General features: G+C 66.1%; 22 protein-coding genes, 2 tRNA genes and 1 pseudogene. 8 read left to right on the top strand and 17 right to left on the bottom strand.

Going from position 1 to position 21,881, the window contains the following annotated elements:
* Nucleotides 1-35 precede the first annotated feature (35 nt).
* Nucleotides 36-112 (bottom strand) — tRNA-Arg (locus tag CVN68_RS04765).
* An 84-nt stretch (nucleotides 113-196) separates the two neighbouring features.
* On the opposite strand from CVN68_RS04765, the gene CVN68_RS04760 reads away from it, so the two are divergent.
* Complete coding sequence (locus CVN68_RS04760; protein ID WP_100281186.1) at nucleotides 197-700, top strand: hypothetical protein; 504 nt, start codon at nucleotides 197-199, stop codon at nucleotides 698-700.
* On the opposite strand, the pseudogene CVN68_RS04755 reads toward CVN68_RS04760, so the two are convergent.
* The 5 genes and pseudogenes from CVN68_RS04755 to hemB form a co-directional block, all read right to left on the bottom strand.
* Nucleotides 697-2,936, bottom strand: a pseudogene (locus CVN68_RS04755) (spermidine synthase). The gene CVN68_RS04760 and the pseudogene CVN68_RS04755 overlap by 4 nt on opposite strands.
* 37 nt (nucleotides 2,937-2,973) lie before the next feature.
* Nucleotides 2,974-3,405 carry a GNAT family N-acetyltransferase gene (locus CVN68_RS04750; protein WP_324871220.1) on the bottom strand — a complete coding sequence of 144 codons (432 nt, stop codon included), beginning with the start codon at nucleotides 3,403-3,405 and terminating at the stop codon, nucleotides 2,974-2,976.
* Nucleotides 3,378-3,512, bottom strand: coding sequence for a GNAT family protein (locus tag CVN68_RS24270; RefSeq protein ID WP_324871218.1), 135 nt, complete (start codon nucleotides 3,510-3,512; stop codon nucleotides 3,378-3,380). Before CVN68_RS24270 ends, CVN68_RS04750 begins: the two co-directional genes overlap by 28 nt.
* A complete protein-coding gene (locus tag CVN68_RS04745) occupies nucleotides 3,509-4,045 on the bottom strand; it encodes a GNAT family N-acetyltransferase (protein ID WP_100281185.1) in 537 nt (178 codons plus the stop codon). The genes CVN68_RS24270 and CVN68_RS04745 overlap by 4 nt, the downstream gene beginning before the upstream one ends.
* Entirely contained in the window at nucleotides 4,042-5,028 is a 987-nt protein-coding gene (gene hemB, locus CVN68_RS04740) for a porphobilinogen synthase (protein WP_100281184.1), read from the bottom strand. Before hemB ends, CVN68_RS04745 begins: the two co-directional genes overlap by 4 nt.
* Nucleotides 5,029-5,095: 67 nt before the next feature.
* On the opposite strand from hemB, the gene CVN68_RS04735 reads away from it, so the two are divergent.
* Nucleotides 5,096-5,977 carry a diacylglycerol/lipid kinase family protein gene (locus CVN68_RS04735; RefSeq protein WP_100284209.1) on the top strand — a complete coding sequence of 294 codons (882 nt, stop codon included), beginning with the start codon at nucleotides 5,096-5,098 and terminating at the stop codon, nucleotides 5,975-5,977.
* A gap of 81 nt (nucleotides 5,978-6,058) precedes the next feature.
* Here CVN68_RS04735 and CVN68_RS04730 read toward each other — a convergent pair whose 3' ends face one another.
* The 5 genes from CVN68_RS04730 to CVN68_RS04710 all read right to left on the bottom strand — a co-directional run bounded on the left by CVN68_RS04730 (nucleotide 6,059) and on the right by CVN68_RS04710 (nucleotide 13,774).
* Nucleotides 6,059-8,749, bottom strand: coding sequence for a valine--tRNA ligase (locus CVN68_RS04730; RefSeq protein WP_100281183.1), 2,691 nt, complete (start codon nucleotides 8,747-8,749; stop codon nucleotides 6,059-6,061).
* A gap of 121 nt (nucleotides 8,750-8,870) precedes the next feature.
* Nucleotides 8,871-10,898, bottom strand: a complete 2,028-nt coding sequence (locus CVN68_RS04725; protein ID WP_100281182.1) for an alpha/beta hydrolase family protein — start codon at nucleotides 10,896-10,898, stop codon at nucleotides 8,871-8,873.
* 84 nt (nucleotides 10,899-10,982) lie between these two features.
* Nucleotides 10,983-11,453, bottom strand: a complete 471-nt coding sequence (locus tag CVN68_RS04720; protein WP_100281181.1) for a DUF2497 domain-containing protein — start codon at nucleotides 11,451-11,453, stop codon at nucleotides 10,983-10,985.
* 35 nt (nucleotides 11,454-11,488) lie between these two features.
* Nucleotides 11,489-12,946 (bottom strand): TolC family outer membrane protein, encoded by a 1,458-nt coding sequence (locus tag CVN68_RS04715; RefSeq protein WP_407695545.1) that lies wholly within the window; start codon nucleotides 12,944-12,946, stop codon nucleotides 11,489-11,491.
* Nucleotides 12,947-13,090: 144 nt separating this feature from the next.
* Entirely contained in the window at nucleotides 13,091-13,774 is a 684-nt protein-coding gene (locus CVN68_RS04710; RefSeq protein WP_100281179.1) for a protein-L-isoaspartate O-methyltransferase family protein, read from the bottom strand.
* Between the two features lie 162 nt (nucleotides 13,775-13,936).
* Here CVN68_RS04710 and CVN68_RS04705 point away from each other — a divergent pair.
* Nucleotides 13,937-14,010, top strand: a tRNA-Cys gene (locus tag CVN68_RS04705).
* 84 nt (nucleotides 14,011-14,094) lie between these two features.
* Here CVN68_RS04705 and CVN68_RS04700 read toward each other — a convergent pair.
* On the bottom strand, nucleotides 14,095-14,502 hold the full coding sequence (locus CVN68_RS04700; protein ID WP_100281178.1) for a glycine zipper 2TM domain-containing protein: 408 nt from the start codon (nucleotides 14,500-14,502) through the stop codon (nucleotides 14,095-14,097).
* Nucleotides 14,503-14,722: 220 nt separating this feature from the next.
* Between CVN68_RS04700 and CVN68_RS04695 the strand changes: the two genes are divergently transcribed.
* Together CVN68_RS04695 and CVN68_RS04690 are read left to right on the top strand one after the other, a co-directional pair.
* Nucleotides 14,723-14,941 (top strand): hypothetical protein, encoded by a 219-nt coding sequence (locus tag CVN68_RS04695; RefSeq protein ID WP_100281177.1) that lies wholly within the window; start codon nucleotides 14,723-14,725, stop codon nucleotides 14,939-14,941.
* Nucleotides 14,942-15,003: 62 nt separating this feature from the next.
* Nucleotides 15,004-15,279 (top strand): hypothetical protein, encoded by a 276-nt coding sequence (locus CVN68_RS04690; protein WP_100281176.1) that lies wholly within the window; start codon nucleotides 15,004-15,006, stop codon nucleotides 15,277-15,279.
* A 33-nt stretch (nucleotides 15,280-15,312) separates the two neighbouring features.
* Here CVN68_RS04690 and CVN68_RS04685 read toward each other — a convergent pair whose 3' ends face one another.
* The 4 genes from CVN68_RS04685 to CVN68_RS23045 are packed head-to-tail and all read right to left on the bottom strand — an operon-like array spanning nucleotide 15,313 to nucleotide 18,057.
* Nucleotides 15,313-16,107 (bottom strand): SDR family NAD(P)-dependent oxidoreductase, encoded by a 795-nt coding sequence (locus tag CVN68_RS04685; protein WP_100281175.1) that lies wholly within the window; start codon nucleotides 16,105-16,107, stop codon nucleotides 15,313-15,315.
* An 11-nt stretch (nucleotides 16,108-16,118) separates the two neighbouring features.
* Nucleotides 16,119-17,303 carry a zinc-dependent alcohol dehydrogenase gene (locus CVN68_RS04680; protein ID WP_100281174.1) on the bottom strand — a complete coding sequence of 395 codons (1,185 nt, stop codon included), beginning with the start codon at nucleotides 17,301-17,303 and terminating at the stop codon, nucleotides 16,119-16,121.
* A 30-nt stretch (nucleotides 17,304-17,333) separates the two neighbouring features.
* Nucleotides 17,334-17,885, bottom strand: a complete 552-nt coding sequence (locus CVN68_RS04675; protein WP_100281173.1) for an SRPBCC family protein — start codon at nucleotides 17,883-17,885, stop codon at nucleotides 17,334-17,336.
* A gap of 10 nt (nucleotides 17,886-17,895) precedes the next feature.
* Nucleotides 17,896-18,057: a hypothetical protein gene (locus CVN68_RS23045; RefSeq protein ID WP_158298741.1), complete on the bottom strand. Its 162-nt coding sequence runs from the start codon at nucleotides 18,055-18,057 to the stop codon at nucleotides 17,896-17,898.
* A gap of 229 nt (nucleotides 18,058-18,286) precedes the next feature.
* On the opposite strand from CVN68_RS23045, the gene cysS reads away from it, so the two are divergent.
* The 3 genes from cysS to CVN68_RS04660 all read left to right on the top strand — a co-directional run bounded on the left by cysS (nucleotide 18,287) and on the right by CVN68_RS04660 (nucleotide 21,381).
* Nucleotides 18,287-19,780, top strand: coding sequence for a cysteine--tRNA ligase (gene cysS, locus CVN68_RS04670; protein ID WP_100281172.1), 1,494 nt, complete (start codon nucleotides 18,287-18,289; stop codon nucleotides 19,778-19,780).
* A gap of 216 nt (nucleotides 19,781-19,996) precedes the next feature.
* Nucleotides 19,997-20,449 (top strand): TM2 domain-containing protein, encoded by a 453-nt coding sequence (locus CVN68_RS04665; RefSeq protein WP_100281171.1) that lies wholly within the window; start codon nucleotides 19,997-19,999, stop codon nucleotides 20,447-20,449.
* A complete protein-coding gene (locus tag CVN68_RS04660) occupies nucleotides 20,446-21,381 on the top strand; it encodes an NAD(P)-dependent oxidoreductase (protein WP_100281170.1) in 936 nt (311 codons plus the stop codon). Before CVN68_RS04665 ends, CVN68_RS04660 begins: the two co-directional genes overlap by 4 nt.
* 89 nt (nucleotides 21,382-21,470) lie before the next feature.
* Here CVN68_RS04660 and CVN68_RS04655 read toward each other — a convergent pair whose 3' ends face one another.
* On the bottom strand, nucleotides 21,471-21,809 hold the full coding sequence (locus CVN68_RS04655; protein WP_100281169.1) for a hypothetical protein: 339 nt from the start codon (nucleotides 21,807-21,809) through the stop codon (nucleotides 21,471-21,473).
* Between the last annotated feature and the right edge of the window lie 72 nt (nucleotides 21,810-21,881).

Raw genomic sequence — 21,881 nt, 5'->3', positions numbered from 1 at the left:
ACCCGGCTTCGTCCACTTTTCCGTGGTTTTCCAATTGGCGCGCCCGGAACGATTCGAACGTCCGACCCTCAGATTCGTAGTCTGATGCTCTATCCAGCTGAGCTACGGGCGCGCATTGGAGGTGCGCTGATAGAAGGCACTTCCGAGGAACGCAAGCCCGTTGCGTGCGGTTTTCCACAGGCTTAAGCACCCCCGCATGCGCAGCCCCCTCCCCGCCGCCCTTCCCGCTCTCCTGCTCGCGCTCGCGGGCTGCACCCAGAGCCCCGATGCCTATCCATCCCTGCTCCCGCGGCCGATCGAATCGCAGAGCTTCGCCGAGCCTGCGCGGCCAGCCGCAGTCGCGGCGCCCGACGCCGCGCTCGACGCCCGGATCGCCGAAGCCAGCGCCGGGCTCCAGACCGGCAGACAGCGCTTCGCCGCAGCCGCGCAGGAGGCTGAGGCCAAGGTGGCGGTGGCGCGCGGCGTGGCTGAGGGTTCGGAGGCGTGGCTCAATGCGCAGACCGCGCTCAGCAACCTCGAATCGCTGCGTGCGCCGACCCTCGCCACGCTCGCCGCGCTGGAAACCATGGCGAGCGAACGCGGCCAGGCCGGCCAACCCCCTTACCCCGCGCTCGATTCCGCGGTTGCCGCCGCCGACGCACTGGCGACTGCGCAGGGCGACCGGATCGGCGCGCTCGAAGCGGCGCTCGCCGGCGCCTAATCGTCCGCCAGCGACGGATTGAACGCGCGCATCACCGGCACCACCGAGGCATAATCGTCGGTCCACGGAACGAAGCCGGGCTTGCGCGCCAAGGGCTGCCACTGCGGATCGCCCCGGGTGAGAGCGCCCAGCGTCGCCGGATCGCGCGACAATGCGATCCAGTCCGAGATGCTCGCTTCGTCGCGTTCCTCGAGCGCCGAAGGATTGTAAACCAGCCGCGCCGCGTGCCACCCGCCCTCGGCGGCCGCGCCGGCGACGACCGGTCCCAGCGCGAGGAAACGATTCGAGATGTGGACGAGCAGCAGGCCATTGGGGGCCAGCGCTCTGGCATAGGTGCCGAACGCTTCGGTGGTCATCAGGTGCATCGGCACGGCGTCCGAGGAGAATGCGTCGAGCGCGAGCAGATCGAGGCTCGCCGGCGTCGCCTCGCCGAGGCGCAGCCGCGCATCGCCGATCGCGATCTCGGCTTGCGGCGCGCATTGCCGCAGGAAGGTGAACCTGCCCGAGTCGCGCGCGATGGTCACCACTTCCGGATCGATCTCGTAGAAGCGCCACTGCTGGCCGGGCACTGCATAGCAAGCCAGCGTCCCTGTCCCGAGCCCGACCACGCCGATCCGCGCCGCCGGCCCGAACAGGCCCGGCGCAGCCTGCATCGCGCGGCCGACTCCCGAGCCGGGCACGTAATAGGTCGTCGGAAGGCGCGATCGCGCGCCCTTTAGCTGGATGCCATGCAATGTGGTGCCGTGCGCGAGCCGACGCTCGTCGGGCAGGTCGGCGACCGTATATACCCCGAAATAGCTCCGCGTCCGGTCCCCGCTCAGGGAGATGTCGATTGCGCGATACCCGCCGAACAGGAACAGCCCCCCGCCAGTGCGACGAGGTAGGGAATGCGCCGGCCGGTCGCGAGCAAGCCGATGACGGCGACTGCGAGGAACGCGATCTGCTCGTGCATCTCGCCAAGGACGCCGCCGGGATTGAGGATGCCGAGCCATACGAAGATCGCCACCAGCAATGCCGCCGCGAGGATCTTGATCCGGAGCAATTGCCCCTCGCCGCGCCACAGCCGCCCGATCGCCGGAAACAGGAAGATCTGCGGCATCAGCGCGCCGGCGGCGAGGATCAGCAGCGGATATTCGTAGGTCCAGTCGAACAGCACCGGCGCGACGAGACCCGCGAACACGCCCCCCAGCGCGCCGCCCACCGACATCGCCAGATAGAAGCCGGTGAGCCGGTCGGGCGCCGGCCGCAGCCGATACATGCACGAATGCAGCGCGACCGCGACGACGAAGAGCAGGACGAGACCGATCAGCGCGTTCAGATAGGCCAGCTTCTGGTGCCCCGCGATCAGCGTCGCGCCGAACAGCAGCACCACCAAAGGTGCGAATTTGGCAAGCAGATCGGGGATCGTGTCGCCCTCGCGGAACGCAACCGAGAAGCTCAGCAGATAGAGGCCGAGCGGCAGCACCCACAGCATCGGCATCGCGACGATGTCGGTAGTGAGAAAGGTCGTGGTCGCGAGCATCAGCCCCGAGGGGACGAAGGCGAGCACCACCCAGTGGAGCACGCGTCGCATGCCCGGTGCCGGGCTGTGGTGCGTGACATGCGGCTCTTCGGGGGCCTTGCGCGGCAGCAAGGTGGCGCAGCCGGCGACGAGCACGAAGACCAGCGCATAGCCGACCGTCCACAGCATGCTCTGCCCGTTGAGCGCGAGGCCGGGCTCGACGATCAGCGGATAGGCGATCAGGCCGCCGAAGCTGCCGATATTCGACGCGGCATAGAGCGCATAGGGATCGCGCCCGCCGCTGGCGACGCTGTACCAGCGCTGGAGCAAGGGGGCCTGGGCCGAGATCGCGAAGAACAACGGCCCGATCGAGGCGCCGAACAGCCACGGCACCCAGAATGCCGGCTCGGCATTGGCGGGCAGATCCATTGCGGTGAGCCCGATCGGCAGCCACAAGGCGGCCACCGCGAGCACCGCGAGATGGATCCCGGCCTGCATCCGCACCGGCACGCGTCCCAGCCAATGCGCATAGGCATAACCGCCGAGCAGCAGCGCCTGGTAGACCAGCATCGCGCTGTTCCACACCGCCGGCGCGCCGCCGAGCCGGGGAAGCGCCATCCGCGCCACCATCGGCTGAACGAGGAAGAGCAGGAAGGATCCCGTCAGGATCGCGACGACGAACAGCGCGTGGTACCGCGTTTGCGGCACGACCTGCTGCTCAATTTCGTCGTTCATGCGTATCTCCCCAAGTCCGTCCTGGCGGCGGAACGGTTTAGCCCGGCTTAACCGCGGGACGGGCGATGCGATAGGTGACGTGCGGCCGGAGCCGTTCGATCGCCTTGGGATGGTCGAAATCGTCTGCCGGTGCGCGGACCATGCCGAGGCGTTCCATCAATCCCCAACTGCGGACATTGTCGACGCTGGTGATCGCCGCGATCCGCGGCGCGTCCAGATTTGCCCAGCCCCAGTCGAGGCTCGCCTGCGCCGCCTCGCGCGCATAGCCCTGCCCCCAATGTTCGTGCGCGAGCCGCCAGCCGATCTCGATCTCGCCGCGGATCGGGGTGTCCTCGGCCCCCGGCTTCAATCCGCAAAACCCCAGAAAGGCGCCATCACTGCGCCGTTCGATTGCCCAGAACGTGAAGCCGTTGGTGTCGAGGATGCGCTGGATTCGATCGATCAGCGCGTCGCTCTCGTCGCGCCACAACAAGGGCCGAGCGTCGCCATCACCCGCTCATCCTGGCCCATTTCGTGGAACGGCGCGCGATCCGAATCGCGCCAGCCGCGCAGAATCAGGCGTTCGGTCTCGATCATGCCGGGCGTTCGATCGCGTAGACGATCATCGCACCGAACGGATCGTCGGCGGGGTAATCGGGATGGTGGAAGTCAAGATCGGCGCGGCGGCGCATGCCGAGCCGCTCCATCAATCCCCATGAGCGCGTATTGCCGATCACTGTCCACGCGGCGATGCGCGGGCGGGCGGTGTTGGTCCAGCCCCAGGCGATGCTCGCCTCCGCAGCCTCGCGCGCGATGCCTTGCCCCCAATATGCCTCGCCGATCCGCCAACCGATTTCGAGTTCGTCGGGCACCGGGGTTCCCCGATGCCCGCCGATCCGCAGCCCACAGACCCCGGCGAGTTCGCCGCTGGCCTTCAGATCGACTGCCCACATGCAATGGCCGAACCGCGCCTGCTGATCGATCATGCGGTCGATGATCGCGTTATGCTTCGATTGGGGCACCGGGCCGCCGAAATGGGCCATCATCGTCGGCGTGTTCGCCAGCGCGTGGAAAACCGGCTTGTCCGCCTCGCGCCACGGACGGAGGCGCAGGCGTTTGGTCTCGATCACGCCCCCATCAGCCGCGCGGCGAGCGGCGCGTGATAGCTGAGCACCCCCGAGCAGCCGGCGCGCTTGAACGCCATCAGCGTCTCCATCACCAGCACCTCGCGATCTCCCGCTCCGGCCGCGGCGGCAGCCTCGATCATCGCATATTCGCCCGACACCTGGTATGCGAATACGGGTACTTCGAACGCATTCTTCACACGGACTATGATGTCGAGATAAGGCAGGCCCGGTTTGACCATCACGCTGTCGGCGCCCTCGGCAATGTCGAGCGCGACTTCGCGCAACGCTTCCTCGGCATTGGCGGGGTCCATCTGATAGGTCTTCTTGTCGCCCTTCAGAAGCCCGCGGCTGCCGACCGCGTCGCGGAACGGGCCGTAGAAGCCGCTCGCATATTTGGCAGCATAGGCCATGATCTGGACGTTGATATGCCCGTTCGCCTCGAGCGCCGCGCGGATCAAGCCGACGCGGCCATCCATCATGTCCGACGGCGCGACGATGTCGGCGCCTGCCTCGGCCTGGACCAGTGCCTGGTCGGTGAGCACATTCGCGGTCTCGTCGTTGAGGACGTAGCCGGTCGCGTCGACGATGCCGTCATGGCCGTGGCTGGTATAGGGATCGAGCGCGACGTCGGTCAGCACGCCGATGTCGGGGACCGCGTCCTTGATCGCGCGGATCGCGCGGCACATCAGATTATCGGGGTTGAGCGCCTCGCGGCCATCGTCGCTGCGCAACCCGGCGGGGGTGTTGGGGAACAAGGCGAGGCAGGGGATCCCCAGCGCCGCCGCTTCCCGCGCCCGCTCGGCGATTGCCTTGACCGACCAGCGCGACACGCCGGGGAGCGCGGCGATCGGCTCTTCTTCGCTGCCTTCGCAAACGAACAGCGGCCAGATCAGGTCGGCGGGGGTCAGGACGGTTTCGGCGTGCATCCGCCGGCTCCAGCCGGCGGCACGGGTGCGACGAAGGCGAAGCGCGGGATACTGGCTCATGGCGACCGTTTGGGGGATCGCGCACGGCTGTGCAAGCGTTGCGCCTTTGAAACGTCGAGGAGTGAAGATGCCCGAATTCCGTTCCGCGACGATGATCGTCAACGCCCATTCGCGGCGCGGGCGCGAATTATTCGAAAAGGCGTGCAAGCGGCTGGCGGACCTGCCCTTTCCGGTTGACGCGCATGCCGTGGAGGATCCCGACCAGCTGGAGCCGACGCTGAAGCGCGCGCTCGCGGGCAAACCCGATCTGGTCATTCTCGGCGGCGGCGACGGCACGGTCAGCGGGCTGGTCGATTTCGTCAAGGGCACCGGCGCTGCGCTGGCGGTGCTGCCGCTCGGCACTGCCAACAGCTTCGCGCGCTCGCTCGGCATCCCGCTCGACATTGCCGGCGCGATCGACGTGATCGCGAAGGGCGAATTGCGCCGGATCGACCTTGGCATGATCGACGGCGACTATTTCGCCAATTGCGCGGCGATCGGTCTGTCGCCCCAGATCGCTGAGAATGTGCCCGCGGGTCTCAAGCGCTGGTTCGGGCGCGCGGGTTATCTGACCTGGGCGGCGTTCGAGTTCACGCGCTTCCACCCGTTCACGCTGATCGTCGGCGAGGGCGCCGAGGCGAAACGGCTGCGCGTCGTCGAAGTGCGGATCGCCAATGGCCGCTTCCATGGCGGCACCGAGCTGATCGACGAAGCCAGCGTCGACAGCGGCGAGATCGTCGTTCAGGTGGTGCGGGGCCATGCCCGGCGCCGGCTGCTGCGCAACTGGGTCAACGGCGTACTGCGGCGCGAGGCGCGGCACGAGGATACGCTGAACTTCACGGGCAAATCGCTGCGCATCGCCACCGAGCCGCCTTTGCCGGTCTCGATCGATGGCGAGGTGCTCGCCCACACCCCGGTAACTGCGCGCATTGCAGCGGGGGTGATCGACGTCATGGTGCCAAGGCCATAGGCGTCATCCCGGCGAAAGCCGGGATCGTATGCCGTATCCCGCCATCGCCTGAGACCCCGGCCTTCGCGGGGATGACGACGGTTAGCCCAGCCGCGCCAGCGCCGCCGCGAGTCGCTCAGCCTCGGCGGCCTTCTCGGCATGATCCGTCCGCGCCTTGTCGACTGCCTCGGGCTTGGCCCGCTCGACGAAGCTGGGGTTGTTTAGGCGACCGGCCAGCCCGTCGCGCTCCTTCTCCGCCGCGGCGATCGCCTTGGTCAGGCGGGCACGCTCGGCTTCGAGATCGACTACCCCGCCGATCGGAAGAACGAAGGTCGCTTCGTCGACGACGATCTGCAGCGAGCCGCCCTCCGGTGCCTCGCCGCGCGCCTGATCGACGCGCGCGAGCCGCGCCAGCGCTGCCGACTGGCGTTCGAGCCGCGCCCCCGTCTCGCCCGCCGCGTCGCGGACATGCAGCGCCAGCCGCGCCCCAGGCGGTACATTGAGCTCGGTGCGCGCCGCGCGGATCTCGCTCACCAGCCGGATCAGCCAGTCGATCTCCTGCGCCGCCTCGGGATCGAGTGCGCGGGCATCGGCCATCGGCCACTTCGCGACGATGATCGCATTTTCCCGCGGCCCCATCTTCGACCACAATTCTTCGGTGATGAACGGCATGAACGGGTGGAGCAGAACGAGGATCTGGTCGAGCACCCAGCCCGCCACGGCCCGCGTTTCGTCCGCGCCCGCGCCGCTCGCGGGCACCCCGCCCTCGCCCTGAATCACTGGCTTGATCAGCTCGAGATACCAGTCGCAGAAGCGGCTCCAGGTGAATTGGTAGATCGTGTTCGCCGCTTCGTCGAAGCGCAGGTCTGCCAGCGCGAGGTCGAGCGCCTGCACGCATCCCACTGTCTCGGCGATGATCCAGCGATTGACCGCGAGGCTCGCCAGCGGCGGCTCGAGCGTTGCGGACGCGCCGATCCCGTTCGACTGGCAGAAGCGGGCGGCGTTCCACAGCTTGGTCGCGAAGTTGCGATAGCCCTCGATCCGGCGCTCATCCATCTTGATGTCGCGACCCTGGCTTTCCATCGCCGCCATGAAGAAGCGCAGCGCATCGGCGCCATATTTGTCGATCAGCCCGAGCGGATTGACGACATTGCCCTTGGACTTGGACATCTTCTGCCCATCCGCGGCACGCACAAGACCGTGGAGATACAAGGTCTTGAACGGTACTTCCTTCATGAAGTGCAAGCCCTGCATCATCATCCGCGCGTCCCAGAAGAACAGGATGTCGAAGCCGGAGATCAGCACGTCGTTGGGGTAACGACCAAGCGCCTTCACATCCGTATCGGGCCAACCCATCGTCGCGAACGGCCACAGCGCGGAGGAGAACCACGTGTCGAGCACGTCGCTGTCTTGGGTGAGCTTCACGCCCTCCCCGGCCTGCGCCTGTGCTTCGGCCTCGCTCTCGGCGACGTAGATGCTCCCGTCCTCCGCGAACCACGCAGGGATCCGGTGCCCCCACCACAGCTGCCGGCTCACGCACCATGGCTGGATGTTCTCCATCCAGTTGAAATAGGTCTTCTCCCAGCTCTTCGGCACGATCCTGGTCGCGCCTGAGCGCACTGCCTCGATCGCCGGCTTGGCCAAAGTCGCGGCGTCGACATACCATTGATCAGTCAGCCACGGTTCGATCACCACGCCGGAGCGGTCGCCATAGGGTGTCTGGATCGTCCGCGGTTCGGAATCATGTTCCTCGCCGTCCTTGTCGACATGAGGCACGAGGAAGCCCTCGGCCTTGAGCCGCTCGAGCACTGCCTTGCGCGCCTCGAACCGGTCGAGCCCGAGCAGTTCCGCCGGGATCAGCCCGTCGCTGGTCTGGGTGACCCGCGCCTTGGCGTCGAGCATGTTGAGCATGTCGCGCGCCTCGATTCCCGCGCGGCGGCCGACTTCGAAATCGTTGAAGTCATGGCCCGGCGTGATCTTGACTGCGCCGGAGCCGAGCTCGGGATCGGCATGATCGTCGGTGATGATCGGGATCAGCCGCCCCGTGATCGGCAGCTTCACCTTCTTGCCAACCAAAGCGGTGTAGCGCGCGTCGCTGGCGTTCACCGCCACTGCCATATCGGCGAGCATCGTCTCGGGCCGCGTCGTCACGACCTGAATGAACTCGCCGCCATCCTCGAGCGGGTAGCGCAGATGCCAGAAATTGCCCTTGATCTCGTGCGTCTCGACCTCGAGGTCGCTGATCGCAGTGCCGAGGCCCGGATCCCAGTTCACCAGACGCTTGTCGCGGTAGAGCAGCCCCTGGCGGTGGAGCTCGACGAACACCTTGAGGACCGCTTTCGAAAAGCCCTCGTCCATCGTGAAGCGTTCGTTGGCCCAGTCCATCGAGCAGCCGAGCCGGCGGAGCTGCTGCGTGATCTCGCCGCCGCTCTCTTCCTTCCACTCCCACACCTTCGCGACGAATTCCTCGCGGGTGAAATCGGTGCGCTTCTGCTGCTTCTCGTTGAGCTGGCGCTCGACCACCATCTGCGTCGCGATGCCGGCGTGATCGGTACCGACCACCCAGCGCGCGTCCTTGCCCTTCAGCCGCGCGTGGCGGACGAGCACGTCCTGCAGCGTGTTGTCGAGCGCATGGCCGATATGCAGGCTGCCGGTGACGTTGGGCGGGGGGTTGACCAGGGTCCACGGATCGGCGCCGGGCCGCTCGGGGGCGAACAGACCTTCAGCCTCCCAATGCTGATACCAGCGGGATTCGATCTCGGCGGGGTCGAAGGTCTTGGGGAGCTCGGTCATGGTGGGCTCTTAGCGATGTGTAGGTGACACACACAACCCACCGTCATCCCGGCGAAGGCCGGGATCCAGAGACACTGGCGACAGCTTAGGCTCTGGGCCCCGGCCTTCGCCGAGGTAACGACTATTTCGTATACTTCCCCAGCCACCCCAGCACTTCGCCATACCATTGCATCGAATTCTTCGGCTTGAGCACCCAATGGTTCTCGTCAGGGAAGACGAGCAGCTTCGACGGGATATCGCGCCGCTGGAGTGCCGTGAACGCCGCCAGCCCTTGGGTATAAGGAATGCGGAAATCCTTCTCGCTGGTGATCACCAGCTGCGGGGTCTTCCACGCGGTGACATGATTGACCGGGTTCCATTTCTCGAACGCCGCGGGGTCCTCATAATAGGCCTTGCCGCCATGTTCCCACTCGTCGAACCAGAGTTCCTCGGTCTCATAGGCCATGGCGCGCGCATCGAACACGCCGTCATGCTGGACGATGCACTTGAACCGATCGGGCCACTGCCCTTCGATCCAGTTCATCATATAGCCGCCATAGGAGGCGCCGAGCGCACAGACATTGTCGGCGTTGAGATACGCGAACTTGTCGGTCGCCGCCTTGAGACCCTTTTGCAGATCCTCGAGCGGCCAGCCGCCCCAATTGTTGCGGATCGCGTCGGTAAAGGCCTGGCCGTAGCCGGTGCTGCCGTGGAAATCGACCGACACCACCGCATAGCCCGCTCCGGCGAACACCGCCGGGTTCCAGCGATACGACCAGCTGTTGTTGCTCGATCCCTGTGGCCCGCCATGGACGATGAACGCCACCGGTGCCTTTGCCCCCTCGGCGAGGCTCGCCGGGCGGACGGCATACCCCCAGACCTTGTCGTTGTTCGCGCCGGTGAAGCTGAACCGCTCGACCTTGGGCAAGTCGATGCCCGCGAGCCTATCCGCATTGACCGACGTCAGCCGGCTGACCTTCTTGCCCGACAGCCGATAGAAATCGTCAGGCGCGGTCAAGCTGTTCATGCTGAACACCAATCCGCCTTTCGTCGGCACCACAGCCGAGACGACGCCATCCTGCGTCAGCCGCGTCACCTTGCCGCTCTTCGCATCGACTGCGAAGATCGGCTCTTCCTGCGTGTCCTGCGCGGTGATGTAGAGCGTCTTGTTGTCCGGCGCCCATGCGATCGAGGCGACCGAGCGATCCCAGCCCTCGGTCAGCGCGCGGACCTGCCCGCTGGCGAGGTCGCGCAGCATCAGCACCTGGCGATCGGCTTCGTAGGTTGGCCGCTTCATTGCGAAATATGCCAGCCACTTGCCGTCGGGCGAGACGGTCGGGAGGTTGTCGGTCCCGTCATTGTCGGCGGTCAGATTGACTGGGGCCGCCGATCCGTCCGCCGGCGCGGCGAAGATGTCGAGATTGGTCGAGCTCGCCTCGATCCGCCCGGCCTCGCGCAGGGCGAAATAAACGGTCTTGCCGTCGGGCGACCAGCTCAATTCCTCCCCGCCGCCGAACGGCTTCGAGGGCGTATCGCCGATCAGCTGCCCGCCGATCGCAACCCCGTTGCCGGTCGCGCCGCCGACCCCGAACGGCAGCACGAACAGCTGCGAGCGGTCGCCATTCGCCCACGTGTCCCAATGGCGCACGAACAATTGATCATAGACCCTGCCCGATCCGGCATTGGCGTCCTTTTTGACCATCGCCGGCTCGAGACTCGGCGCGCCCGGCTTGCGGTCTCCCCATATCAGCAACTTGTCGGCAGCCGGTGATACCTTGAATCCGCCGAACCCGCCCGAAAAGTCCGTGAGCCTGCGTGCAGCGCCGCCGGCAAGCGGCATTGCCCATACTGCGTCGTCGCCGCCCTTGTCAGAGGCGAAATAGAGCATGTCTCCGACGATCTGCGGGTTGGTTTCGTTGACGTCCGCCTCGCCGGCAATCTTTTCCGGAATCGCGCCCTTCTTGCCCAGATCGAGTCGCCACAGATCGTAGCGGCCGCGATTTGCGGCGAGATCGGTCTCGCGCTGCTGCCAGACCAGCCATTTGCCGTCGGGCGACACTGCGGGCGCGCCGACGCGCGACAGAGTGGCGACGTCCTGGATGGTGAGATCACGCGCGGCAGCAGGCGCGGCGAAAGCGAGCGCGACGCTCGCGAGCAGGAGATGCTTCATGGGGCGAGATAAGCAGATGGTTGCGAGGGTTACAATCGCCTCGCTCAAAATCCTCCCTCGCGCAGCGGGAGAGGATTTTGGTTACTAGTTCCGCCCGGTAATCCGGGTGATCTCGCGCGCGACCATCGCCTCGACGATCTGCGGCAGATTGGCGTCGAGCCAATCGCGCAGCATCGGCTTGAGCAACTCGCGCACCAGCCCCTCGAGCGTGTCCGAACCCGCCATTTCGGGCTTCACCACCATCCGCGACAGCGCCTCCAGCGGGCCGCGGGTCGCCTCGACGGCGCGCTCGGACAGGATCGGCTCGGCTCGGCTCGCCGGCGCAGCGGCCGGCTTGTCGGCGGGCTCTTCCACCTGATCGCGCAGTTCGAGCACTGCTTCTTCCTCGGGATCCTCATCCTCGACGCGCGGCGCGCGGGCGGAGGCCGCGGTCGCCGGGCCGGCGCGGCCGCGGCGGGTACGCGACGCCACCGCCGCATCGCCTTCCTCGGCGATGATGCGTTTGATCGAGGAGAGGATCTCCTCCATCGACGGCTCGGTACTGATATCGCCCATAGCCGACACGTCTCCTGTCACTGATTGTGGTTAAATCAGGGATTTCGGGGCGTGGTGTCAACCGATCGCTGCAGCAAAGGATCCAGTTGGCCCGGCGGGACGGTCGCGCCCTGCGCGGGCGTGCCCGTGGTCGGGGTGCTGGCGCCGGTCGGCGTGGGATCGTCGGCCCAGTCGCTCCAGCGGCCGCGAACCCGCTCGTAATTGGCGGCCGGATCGTAGAGCGGCCCGCCGTCGAGCCCGAGATCCTTGGCTTCGGCACGACCCATCGACGCGAGCAGCGAGAAGCCTGCGACATAGGCGTCGCGCTCGGCAGTGACGTAGTTGACCTGCGAATTGAGCAGTTCCTGCTCGGCGTTGAGGATATCGAGGATGGTGCGCGTGCCGACGCTGTTCTCGGCGCGAACGCCCTCGAGGCTGAGCCGGTTGGCCTCGACCGCGACGCGAGTCGATTCGATCACCCGGAGCGCGCCCTGATACGAAGCAAAGGTCGATCGCGCCTGCGCGACCACACCGCGTTCGGTGAGCGTGACCTGTTCGATCGCCGCGCCTTGTCGCGCCTGCGCCTGACGGACCTGCGCCGCCGGACGCCCGCCCTGGAAGAGCGGCAAGGTCACCTGGGCGCCGAGCGTGGTGGCGAAGCCGTCGCTATTCAGCCCCTGCGCCCGCGACTGCGAGCCGACCGAGCCGAGATAATTGTAATAATCCCCGCCCACGCCGAGGCTCACCTGCGGCAGCCGCCCGGCCTTGGCGACGCTGACGTCGTAGCGCGATGCGTCGCGGGCGAGCTTCGCCGCCTCGAGGAAAGGATTGTTGGCGAGCGCGGTCTGTTCGGCGGTGGCGACATCGTCGGGCAGATTGGGCAAAGGCGGCGGCGCGGCGAGCACCCCCGGCGGCGTGCCGATGATCCGGATGTAATTTTCGCGGCTGCCGATCAGCCGCGCCTCGGCGGTACGCAACTGGCTCTGCGCCAATGCGAGTCGCGCCTCGGACTGGGCAACGTCGGTGCGGGTCAGATCGCCGACCTCGAAGCGGTCGCGCGTGGCCTGGAGGTTGACCTCGAGCACTCGGGCGTTCTGCTGGTTGAGCCGGACGATCGCCTCGTCGCGCAGCACATCGACATAGGCCGTCGTCGCCAGCGTGAAGATATCCGATTCGGCGCCACGCAGATTGGCCTGCCCCGCCTCGACTCGCGTCTCGGCCGCGCGCACCGAATTGCGCACCGCCCCGCCACTGAACACCGGGACCGACAGATCCAGCCCCAGCGCGCCGCGGCGGCTCGGCCCGAAGGTCGCGTCGGTATCGTAGAGGCTGTTGCTGAACGAGCCCGTCGAGCTCACGCCCGGCCGGCCCTGCGATCGCGCGATCGGAACATTCTCGTCATTGGCGCGCTGATTGGCACGCTCGCCGGCGAGATCGGGATTGGTGTTGTACGCCTGGACCAAAGCGTCGCGCAGCGTGGTGGTCGGTTGCGCCGACGATCCCAATGCCGGCATGGCGGAGCGCGGCGCCGTCTGAACCGTCACCGGATTCGACGTGCCGGTGCGCGTCGTGGCGGTCTGCGCGGCGGCAGGCACGGCGAGCGCAGTCAGGCTCACGCCCAGCAGCAGAGTGTTCAGTCGCATTCAGTCTCTTCTTTTTCAGAAAGTGAAGGTCCGTAGGCGTCGGAAACCTGGCAGTTCAGCGCATTCGATGTCCATGAAGTCGATCAGGCCGAAGCCGCCTTCGCTACGCCGCCCGGCGGCGAGCCGGGTCACGCCGCGTTCGACCACCCCGGTGACGACGCGCCCGCCCGGCTTGATCTGGGCGATCAGCGCATCGGGAAGCTGCTCGACCGCGCCGTCTATGACGATCAGATCATAAGGCGCGCCCGCGGCCCAGCCGGCCGGGAGCGGCCCCTGCACCACTTCGACTTTCGCCTCGCCGGCCAATGCGCCGCGCGCGAGACCGACCAATGCATCCTCTTCCTCGAGCGCGACCACCGATCCGGCGAGCAATGCGAGCAAGGCCGCGGCATAGCCGCCGGCGGCGCCGACGAGCAGGACATGGTCTTCGGGGCGGATCTGCGCCTCGGTCAGCAGGCGCCCGATCACCAGAGGCGAATTGTGGCGCCGGCCGCCGGCGAGCGGCAGCAAGGTGTCGCGATAGGCGAGCCCGCGATGCTCGGCCGGCAGGAAATTTTCGCGCGATACCCGCGCCATCGCCTCGACCACGCGCGCGTCGTTGACCGCGTTGGTGCGCAGCTGGCTCGCGACCATCGCATGGCGCATCACTTCGAAACGGTTCGCTTCGACGGGCGCAGCATCGACCATGAGGGTCATCATCACTCCGGCTTTGTTGCACAACCGTATTAGTTGCGCAATACACTAGTTGAACGTTGCGCTGCTTCTATCGCGCTGCAGCGTCGTCGCCAAGCGAAGCCGGGATCATTTTGAAACTATGTTGACAGGGCGCCGCCCCTCGCGCATCTCGCCGCCTCGCTTCGAGGCCCGATGGCGGAGTGGTGACGTAGAGGACTGCAAATCCTCGCACCCGGGTTCGATTCCCGGTCGGGCCTCCAGCTTCTCGACAAGCCAGCTTCCCAACAGATACGCAAAAGGCGCCCGCTTCGCAGCGGACGCCCTTGCGTTGACTTCAGTGCCGGTTAGCGGCGACGGCCGCGGCAATCGCCGCCGTCGACTTCACGGCCGAGCAATGCGCCGGCGCCCGCGCCGATGATCGTGCCGGTGGTGCTGCGGCCGCGATACGAATTGCCGCGGCCGATCTCGCCGCCCAGCAGACCGCCGGCGACTGCGCCTAGGATCGTGCCGGTGGTGCCGCTCGAGCAACGGCGATAATTGCGGTTGCGATAGCCGCGACGGTCACCGCGATAGCCACGGTCCTCGCGATAACCGCGGTCCTCGCGATAGCCACGGTCGCCGCGATAGCCGCCGTCGCGATAGTCGCGCTCATAATAGCCGCGGCCATAATCCTGCGCGGCGGCGGGGGTGGCTGCCATCCCGCCGAGAGCGACGGTGGCGGCAAGCGCTGCGTTGAACAGGGACTTGATCATTTCATCCTCCTTCGGGGGCCTGGTTTGCCTCCACATGCCGACTCTTCTGCCATGCCGCAGATGGGGCGAGCCTGAATGCGTCCGTTAGCCGCCGTTCATCAGCTGTGGTTTTCGCGTCACTCGACAGTGAAAAAGCACGCCTCGTCGCGCGTGTTTCGAGCCGGGAGCGGAACAAGCCGTGCGCGCCGAGGGTTTTGGCCCAGGATCAAGGGAGACGACGATGTACGATTTCGGCCTCCGTCAGGCGCTGTCGGGCTACCGCATCGCCTATCGCCCGCAGGAAACGAATCACTGCCCGGGCTGCGGCAACTCGCACTGGATGATTGGGCGACTCACTGCCGAATGCGCCTTTTGCGGCACCGCGCTGCCGCTGATCGGCGGGGGCGCATCGGGCAATGGCGCGATGCACCCCCGCACGGTGTCGGCACTGGCCGCCTAGGCCGGAACGCGGTCTGCGCGGCGCGCGTTGCAGTTTGCGAGACCGCGACAGGAGCATCCCTAATGACCGATATTTCCGTCACTTCGCCCGTCGAGCGAATCGCCCGCGTGATCGCCGCCGAAGCGCTCAGCATCAATGGCGAAGGGCACGACGGTAGCGCCGGTGGCGCAGTGGACGCGGCCTGGCAGCAGGAAGTCGGGCGAGCGCTGGCGATTCTCCGCACCCTGCGCGAACCGACTCCCGAAATGGTCGAAGCCGGCCGCGCCGTGGGCAGCGATCCCGCGGAGATATGGAACGCAATGGTCCGCGCCGCGATCGGGCAAGAAGAGACGGTCTGACCTACGTCACTCCGGCGAAAGCCGGGATGACGATCAAAGTCCCCCGCGGCTCTCGCCCTCGTCGTTTGGCTTGGCCTGCGCGGTGTGCAGCTTCGCGTTGATCGTATCCGGCGTGATGTGGCTCATCGCGGCCTGGAGCTTGTTGACGAAGCCCGAGACGACGTGCGGCTTCCGGCCGGTCATCGCCGCCCAGCCATCCTCCGCCACCTTGGCCGGATCGGCCTTCTCCGCCTCCCCCACCGGAGTATCGAGCATCCCTGCCCGGGCGAAGAATTCGGTCTCGGTCGGCCCCGGCATCAGCACGGTCACATTGACCCGGGTGTCCTTCAATTCCTCGCGCAGTGCATAAGACAGGCTGTCGAGATAGGCCTTGGTGCCGTTGTACACCGCCTGCCACGCGCCCGGGATCAGTCCGGCGATCGACCCGGTGATCAACACGTTGCCTTCGTCGCGCGCGACCATCTGCTGGAGCACTTTCTGGAGCAGATAAGTGGTCCCGGTGACATTGGTGTCGATCACCTTGCGCCATTCGGTCACGTCCTGCGCGAGAAAGCCCTGCCCCAGTCCGCGCCCGGCATTGGCGACGAGCACGGCGATCGGCCGGCCGGCGGTCGCCGCGAGCAGCCGGTCATTGCCTTCGAAGGTCGCGAGATCGGCCTCGATCGCTTCCACCGCCACGCCATAGCCATTGAGCTCGCCCGCCGCCGCGTCGATCTGCGGCTCGTCGGCGACGAGGATCAGATCATATCCCTCGCGCGCCGCGATCTTCGCGAGTTCCTTGCCGATCCCGGTCGAGGCGCCGGTGACCACTGCCAGCTTGTTCGCCATATTCTCTCTCCTCAGGCCAGCTCGAGACCGGGTTTGAGCACCACCTTGGTGCAGGTGTCCTGCTCGTTCTTGAACATCTTGTAGCCCTCGACCGCCTGTTCGAGCGGCAGGCGGTGCGAGATCAGGAAGGTGGTATCGAGCTCGCCATTGCCGATCATCTCGAGCAATTGCGGCAGATACTTCTGGACATGGGTCTGCCCGGTGCGAATCTGCAGCCCCTTCTCCATCATCGCGCCCGCCGGGAATTTGTCGACGAACCCGCCATAGACCCCGGGGATCGACACCCGCCCGCCCTTGCGGCACGCGACGATCGCCTGGCGCAGCGCATGCGGCCGATCGGTGCCGAGGAAAGTCGAGGCCTTGATCTGGTCGACGACATTGTCGGCGAAAAAGCCGTGCGCCTCGAGCCCGACCGCGTCGATCACTGCATCGGGGCCGATCGAGCCGGTCATCTCCATCAGCGCCTCATAGGTGTCGGTCTCTTCATAATTGATCGTCTCGGCCCCGAAGCGTTTCGCCAGCGCCAGCCGGTGCGGGAAATGGTCGATCGCGATCACCCGGTGCGCGCCCATCTTGAACGCCGATTGCACTGCGAACAGCCCCACCGGGCCGCATCCCCATATCGCGACGGTGTCGCCGGGCTCGATCTGGGCATTCTCGGCGGCCATCCAGCCGGTCGGCAGGATGTCCGACAGGAACAGCACGTCGTCATCGGGCATCCCGTCGGGGATCACGATCGGGCCGACGTCGCTGAACGGTACCCGGACATATTCGGCCTGCCCGCCCGGATAGCCACCGGTCAGATGGGTATAGCCGAACAGCCCCGACATCGGCTCGCCGTACAAGGTCTGGCCGAGGTCCTGGTTTTCGGCCGGATTTCCGTTCTCGCATGCTGAGAATTGCTGCTTCGAGCAATGGAAGCAGCTTCCGCACGAGATGGTGAACGGGACGACCACGCGCTGCCCCTTCTTCAGCGTCGATTTCGGCCCGACATCGACCACTTCACCCATGAACTCGTGGCCGAGGATGTCGCCCTTCTCGAGCGTCGGGATATAGGCGTCGTAGAGGTGCAGGTCCGATCCGCAGATCGCCGTCGAGGTGATCTTGATGATCGCGTCGCGCGGATTGAGGATCTCGGGATCGGGGACGGTTTCCATCCGCACGTCGTGCTTGCCGTGCCAGGTGAGTGCGCGCATTCGTCTGTCTCCGCTTACGGGAATTTGAGCTCAGCTATGGGGCTCGCGATTGGGCGGCGTGGTCGTCGCGATCTCGCCGGTTTCCATCAGCTGCTTGAAGCGCCGCAGGTCGCGCGTGGCGCTGATCTGCGGCTCTTTCTGGGTCAGCTTGGCGATCGCCTTGCCGATGAAGCCGGCAGGCGGATCGTAGGCCAGGATCGCGCGGACATAGGTGCCATGCCCCGGCGGACCGTCGCGGAACTCGATCCGGCCGCTATTCTTGACGTCGCCGTCGTCGGAAGCCCAGGCGAGCGCTTCGCCCGGCCGGTCTTCGGTGATCACCGACGTCCATTGATAGTCGCCATTGGGTCCCTTCACTGTCCAGCGCGAGCGACCGGTATCCACCGGTTCGATCGCGACGATGTTCTCCATGAAGGCTGGAAGGTTCCGGAAGTCCCGCCAAAAGGCGTAGAGTTCGTCGCGAGGCCGCATGATCGAAATCGTCCGTCCCCAGACGGTGCCTTCGCCCTGCTGCGCCTCGCTTTTCTGAACGTCGCTGTCTTTCGAGACATAGGACGGCGCGTCGTCGCGTACATCGCTCATCGCCGCCTCCTCAATTCTGCTCGTGGCGGCCGGGATAATCCTCCGGCCTGGCCTTGCCCTGGTTCTTGACTGCCTGACGGCTTTCGTCCTGCAGCCCGGGATCCGAGCCTGGTTCGAGTTCCGATCCGCGATCCTTGGCGCCGCCTTCGGACAGGTCCTTGTGTTCGGACATAATCGCTCTCCCCGGAAAGCGGCTCGTACCGCTATCCGATTGATATGGATAAGTTTTACAGGCGTCCGCAGAAAGGCGGATGCTTCGCGGGATTAACCCGCGGCAACCAAGGGCGTTCCCGCGAAAGACGTCATCCCGGCGAAAGCCGGAATCTCAGGCGAATGCGCGAGCAGCTGGCAGCACGCGATCCCGGCTTTCGCCGCGATGACGGTATGGCTATGGCCTACGCATGTCCGGCCTCACGCTCTACAACTCGCTCACCCGCAGCCTCGAGCCTTTCGCGCCGCTCGACCCGGAAAAGGGCGTCCGCGTCTATTCGTGCGGCCCGACGGTCTATAATTACGCCCATCTCGGCAATCTGCGCGCCTATGTCTTCACCGACACGCTCAGCCGCGTGCTGACATGGAAGGGCTATCCCCTCACGCACGTCATCAACATCACCGATGTCGGCCATCTGACCAGCGACGCTGACGCCGGCGACGACAAGATGGAGGCCGCGGCGCGCACCCAGGCGAAGAGCATCTGGGACATTGCCGCGCATTATACCGCCGCGTTCAAGCAGAACGTCGCCGATCTCAACATCCGCCAGCCCTCGCGCTGGTCGGTCGCCACCGATCACATCGAGGAAATGCTCGCCTTCGCGAAGCAGATCGCGCCCGGGCATTGCTACGAACTCGACACCGGCCTCTATTTCGACACCAGCACCGTCGCCGATTACGGTCGCCTTGCCGGAACGCAGGACGATGTCCGCGAAGGCCGGATCGACCCGGTAGCGGGCAAGCGCCACCCGCAGGACTTCGCGATCTGGCGCAAATCGCCCCCCGGCGAGCAGCGCCAGATGGAATGGGATTCGCCCTGGGGCAAGGGCGCGCCGGGCTGGCACCTCGAATGCTCGGTGATGAGCCTGAAATATCTAGGCGCGCCGTTCGACATTCACACTGGCGGGATCGACCACCGCGAGATCCACCACCCCAACGAGATCGCGCAGAACCAGGCGTTTTGCGGGTGCAGCGATACCGGCGCGCATTTCTGGATGCACAACAATTTCCTCGTCGATCGCCAGGGCAAGATGTCCAAGTCGAAGGGCGGCTTCACCACCCTTCAGTCGCTGATCGACGCCGGCGTCCATCCCCTCGCCTATCGCCTGCTCTGCATGCAGGCGCATTATCGCAGCGAGCTGGAATTCAGCGCCGATAACCTCGCGGCTGCGCTCACCCGCCTCAAGCGGTTGGTCGGTCTTGTCGAGCAACTTCGACAAAGCGCCCCGGCGATGACGGAGTGGCTTGGCGTGGAAGTAAAGAAAGCCGGATGGGCGACGATAGTCCAGGCACTCGAAAGCAACACACAGCGACTACCTGCGGAATATGCTGCGTTCGATCGCGCTATTTCAGATGACCTTAACACCCCTCTGGCTCTGTCAATTTTCGAAGGTGTCGTTCGGGACAGGTCCCTATCAGAGTCTCAGCGGCTGGAGTTCGTGGCGCGCTGTGATACCACTCTGGGTTTAAGTCTCCTTGAACTCACCCGCGAAGAACTCCGCGTTCGCCCGGCAAACGCCACCCTCACTCCGGAACAGATCGACGACCGCCTCGTCGAACGCCAGCAGGCGCGTGTGGTGAAGGATTTCCAGCGCTCCGACACGATCCGCGACGAACTCGCCGCCGCCGGCGTCGAAGTGATGGACGGCGACCCGCTCGGCTGGGACTGGAAACCGGCGCTGTAGAAGCGCGCGCTTACTTGCCACACACCGTCACCCCGGCCTTGTGCCGGGGTCCGCCATGCAACAACGGCTGAATCTGGAGCTGCTTGCCCTTCCCCCGCCTGTCGGTGGACCCCGGCACAAGGCCGGGGTGACGGATAGAAATAGACGGGACCGAACAGCCCCCCTTGCGCGCCGACCCCCGCTTCCGCCAGAACGCGCGCAACACGGGAGGCAAGAATGCGGGGACAGGTACTGGGCGTCGATCGCACCAGCGGCGAGGGCCAGATTTCCGGCGAGGACGGCCATCGCTACAGCTTCAGGCCCGGCGACTGGAGCGGCGACAAGGGGCCGGCGGTTGGCGCGCGCGTCGATTTCGCGACCGAGGGCGCACGCGCATTGCGCATCTTTCGCCTGCCCGATTCGGACACCGCGTCGGTCGCCCATCGCCCGGTGGCGGCAAACGACCGCAATAAATATGTCGCGGCGTTGCTCGCTTTCTTCCTCGGCACGCTCGGCATCCACCGCTTCTATCTCGGCCGCAACGGCACCGGCGTGCTGATGATCGTGATTTCGATCACCTTCGTCGGCCTGATCGTCACCGGGCTATGGGCACTGATCGACACGGTGCGCTATCTGATCATGTCCGACGCCGAGTTCGAGCATCGCTACGCCCGCCGCTACGCCGGATGAAGGTGGTCCTCCCCGCACTTGCCCGGCCGCTGGTCGAGCCGCATCTGCCCGCGGGGCTCGACCTGCACTGGTTCGCCAGCCTCGACGAAGCGATCGAGATGGTCGCCGATGCCGATATCGGCTGGGTCGACAATAACGGTCCGGCCAATTGGGCGCGCGCCGCCGCCGCGGGGCGCAAGCTCCAATGGCTCTCGACGATCTATGCCGGGCTCGATCCGCTCGACAAGGGCCAGCTTCGCGCGCGCGGCACCCGCGTCACCAACGGCAGCGGCGTCAACGCGCACACGGTGGCCGAATATGCCGTGATGGGCGCGCTGGTCGCCGCCAAGCGCTACGACCAGGTCGTCCGTATCGCCGACACGCGCATCTGGCCGTTCGAGGCGCCCGGAAAGCTCGAACTGTTCGAAACCAGCGCGCTGGTGATCGGCTATGGCACGATCGGCCGGCTGATCGGCGAGCGCCTCACTGCATTCGGCGTGAGTGTCACCGGCGTCACCCGCACCGGCGCGCCGGGCACGATCGGCCCGGAAGCGTGGCGCGATCGTCTCGCGGAGTTCGACTGGATCTTTCTCGCCGCCCCCGCCACCGAGCAGAGCCGCGCGATGATCGGCGAGGCCGAGTTCAAGGCGATGAAGCCCTCGGCGTGGATCGTCAATGTCGGCCGCGGCGAATTGATCGATCAGGACGCGCTGATCGAGGCAGTGACCAAACGCCGCATCGCCGGCGCGTTCCTCGACACCGTCACGCCCGAGCCGCTGCCGCCCGAGCATCCCTTGTGGACCGCGCCCAACATCCTCCATTCGATGCATTTGTCGGGCCGCAGCCAGACCCGCATGTTCGTCCGCGCCGCGCAATTGTTCGTCGAGAATATCCACGCCTTCGTCGAGGGCCGCCCGCTCGTGAACGAAGTCGATCTGGAAGCGGGGTACTGACTCCGATCGTCATCCCGGTGCGCGCGGGACCTCAGGCGATGGCGCAGGGCAGGAGCCGCACGAGATCCCGGCGTTCGCCGGGAGGACGACTATTTCGCGGCGGGCTCCACTGCGAACAATTTGTCCCAGAAGCCGTCCTTGAGCAGATATTCCATCGTCGCGCCGTCGCTTCGATCGTCGGGGCAGCCGGCCTGGTAGGAGAAGGTCCGCGCCGCCATCTCATCGCTCACCGCGCGCGCGAAATCGGGACCCAGCCGCCGGGTCAGCACCACCAGCATCGCTCGCGCCGCCTCCGAGCCCCATAATGAGCGCGGGTCGGGGACATAATCGGAGACGCCGCCTTCCTGCTCCGCTTCTTCCTCAGCCGTTTCCTCGGCCGTGAATTCGCGGTCGAGTTCCTCCTCGAGGTCGAGATGCACATTGTCCATGGCCGTCTCCTTCGTTGCTGCACCAACGCGAAGATGCGGCGATGGGTCCGTAACGATCGCTCCGCAACGGTG

It is taken from the genome of Sphingomonas psychrotolerans, assembly GCF_002796605.1.
In the GTDB taxonomy this organism is placed as follows: domain Bacteria; phylum Pseudomonadota; class Alphaproteobacteria; order Sphingomonadales; family Sphingomonadaceae; genus Sphingomonas; species Sphingomonas psychrotolerans.
Note: the sequence above shows the minus strand (reverse complement) of the source record. Positions and strands in the feature narration are given on the sequence as shown.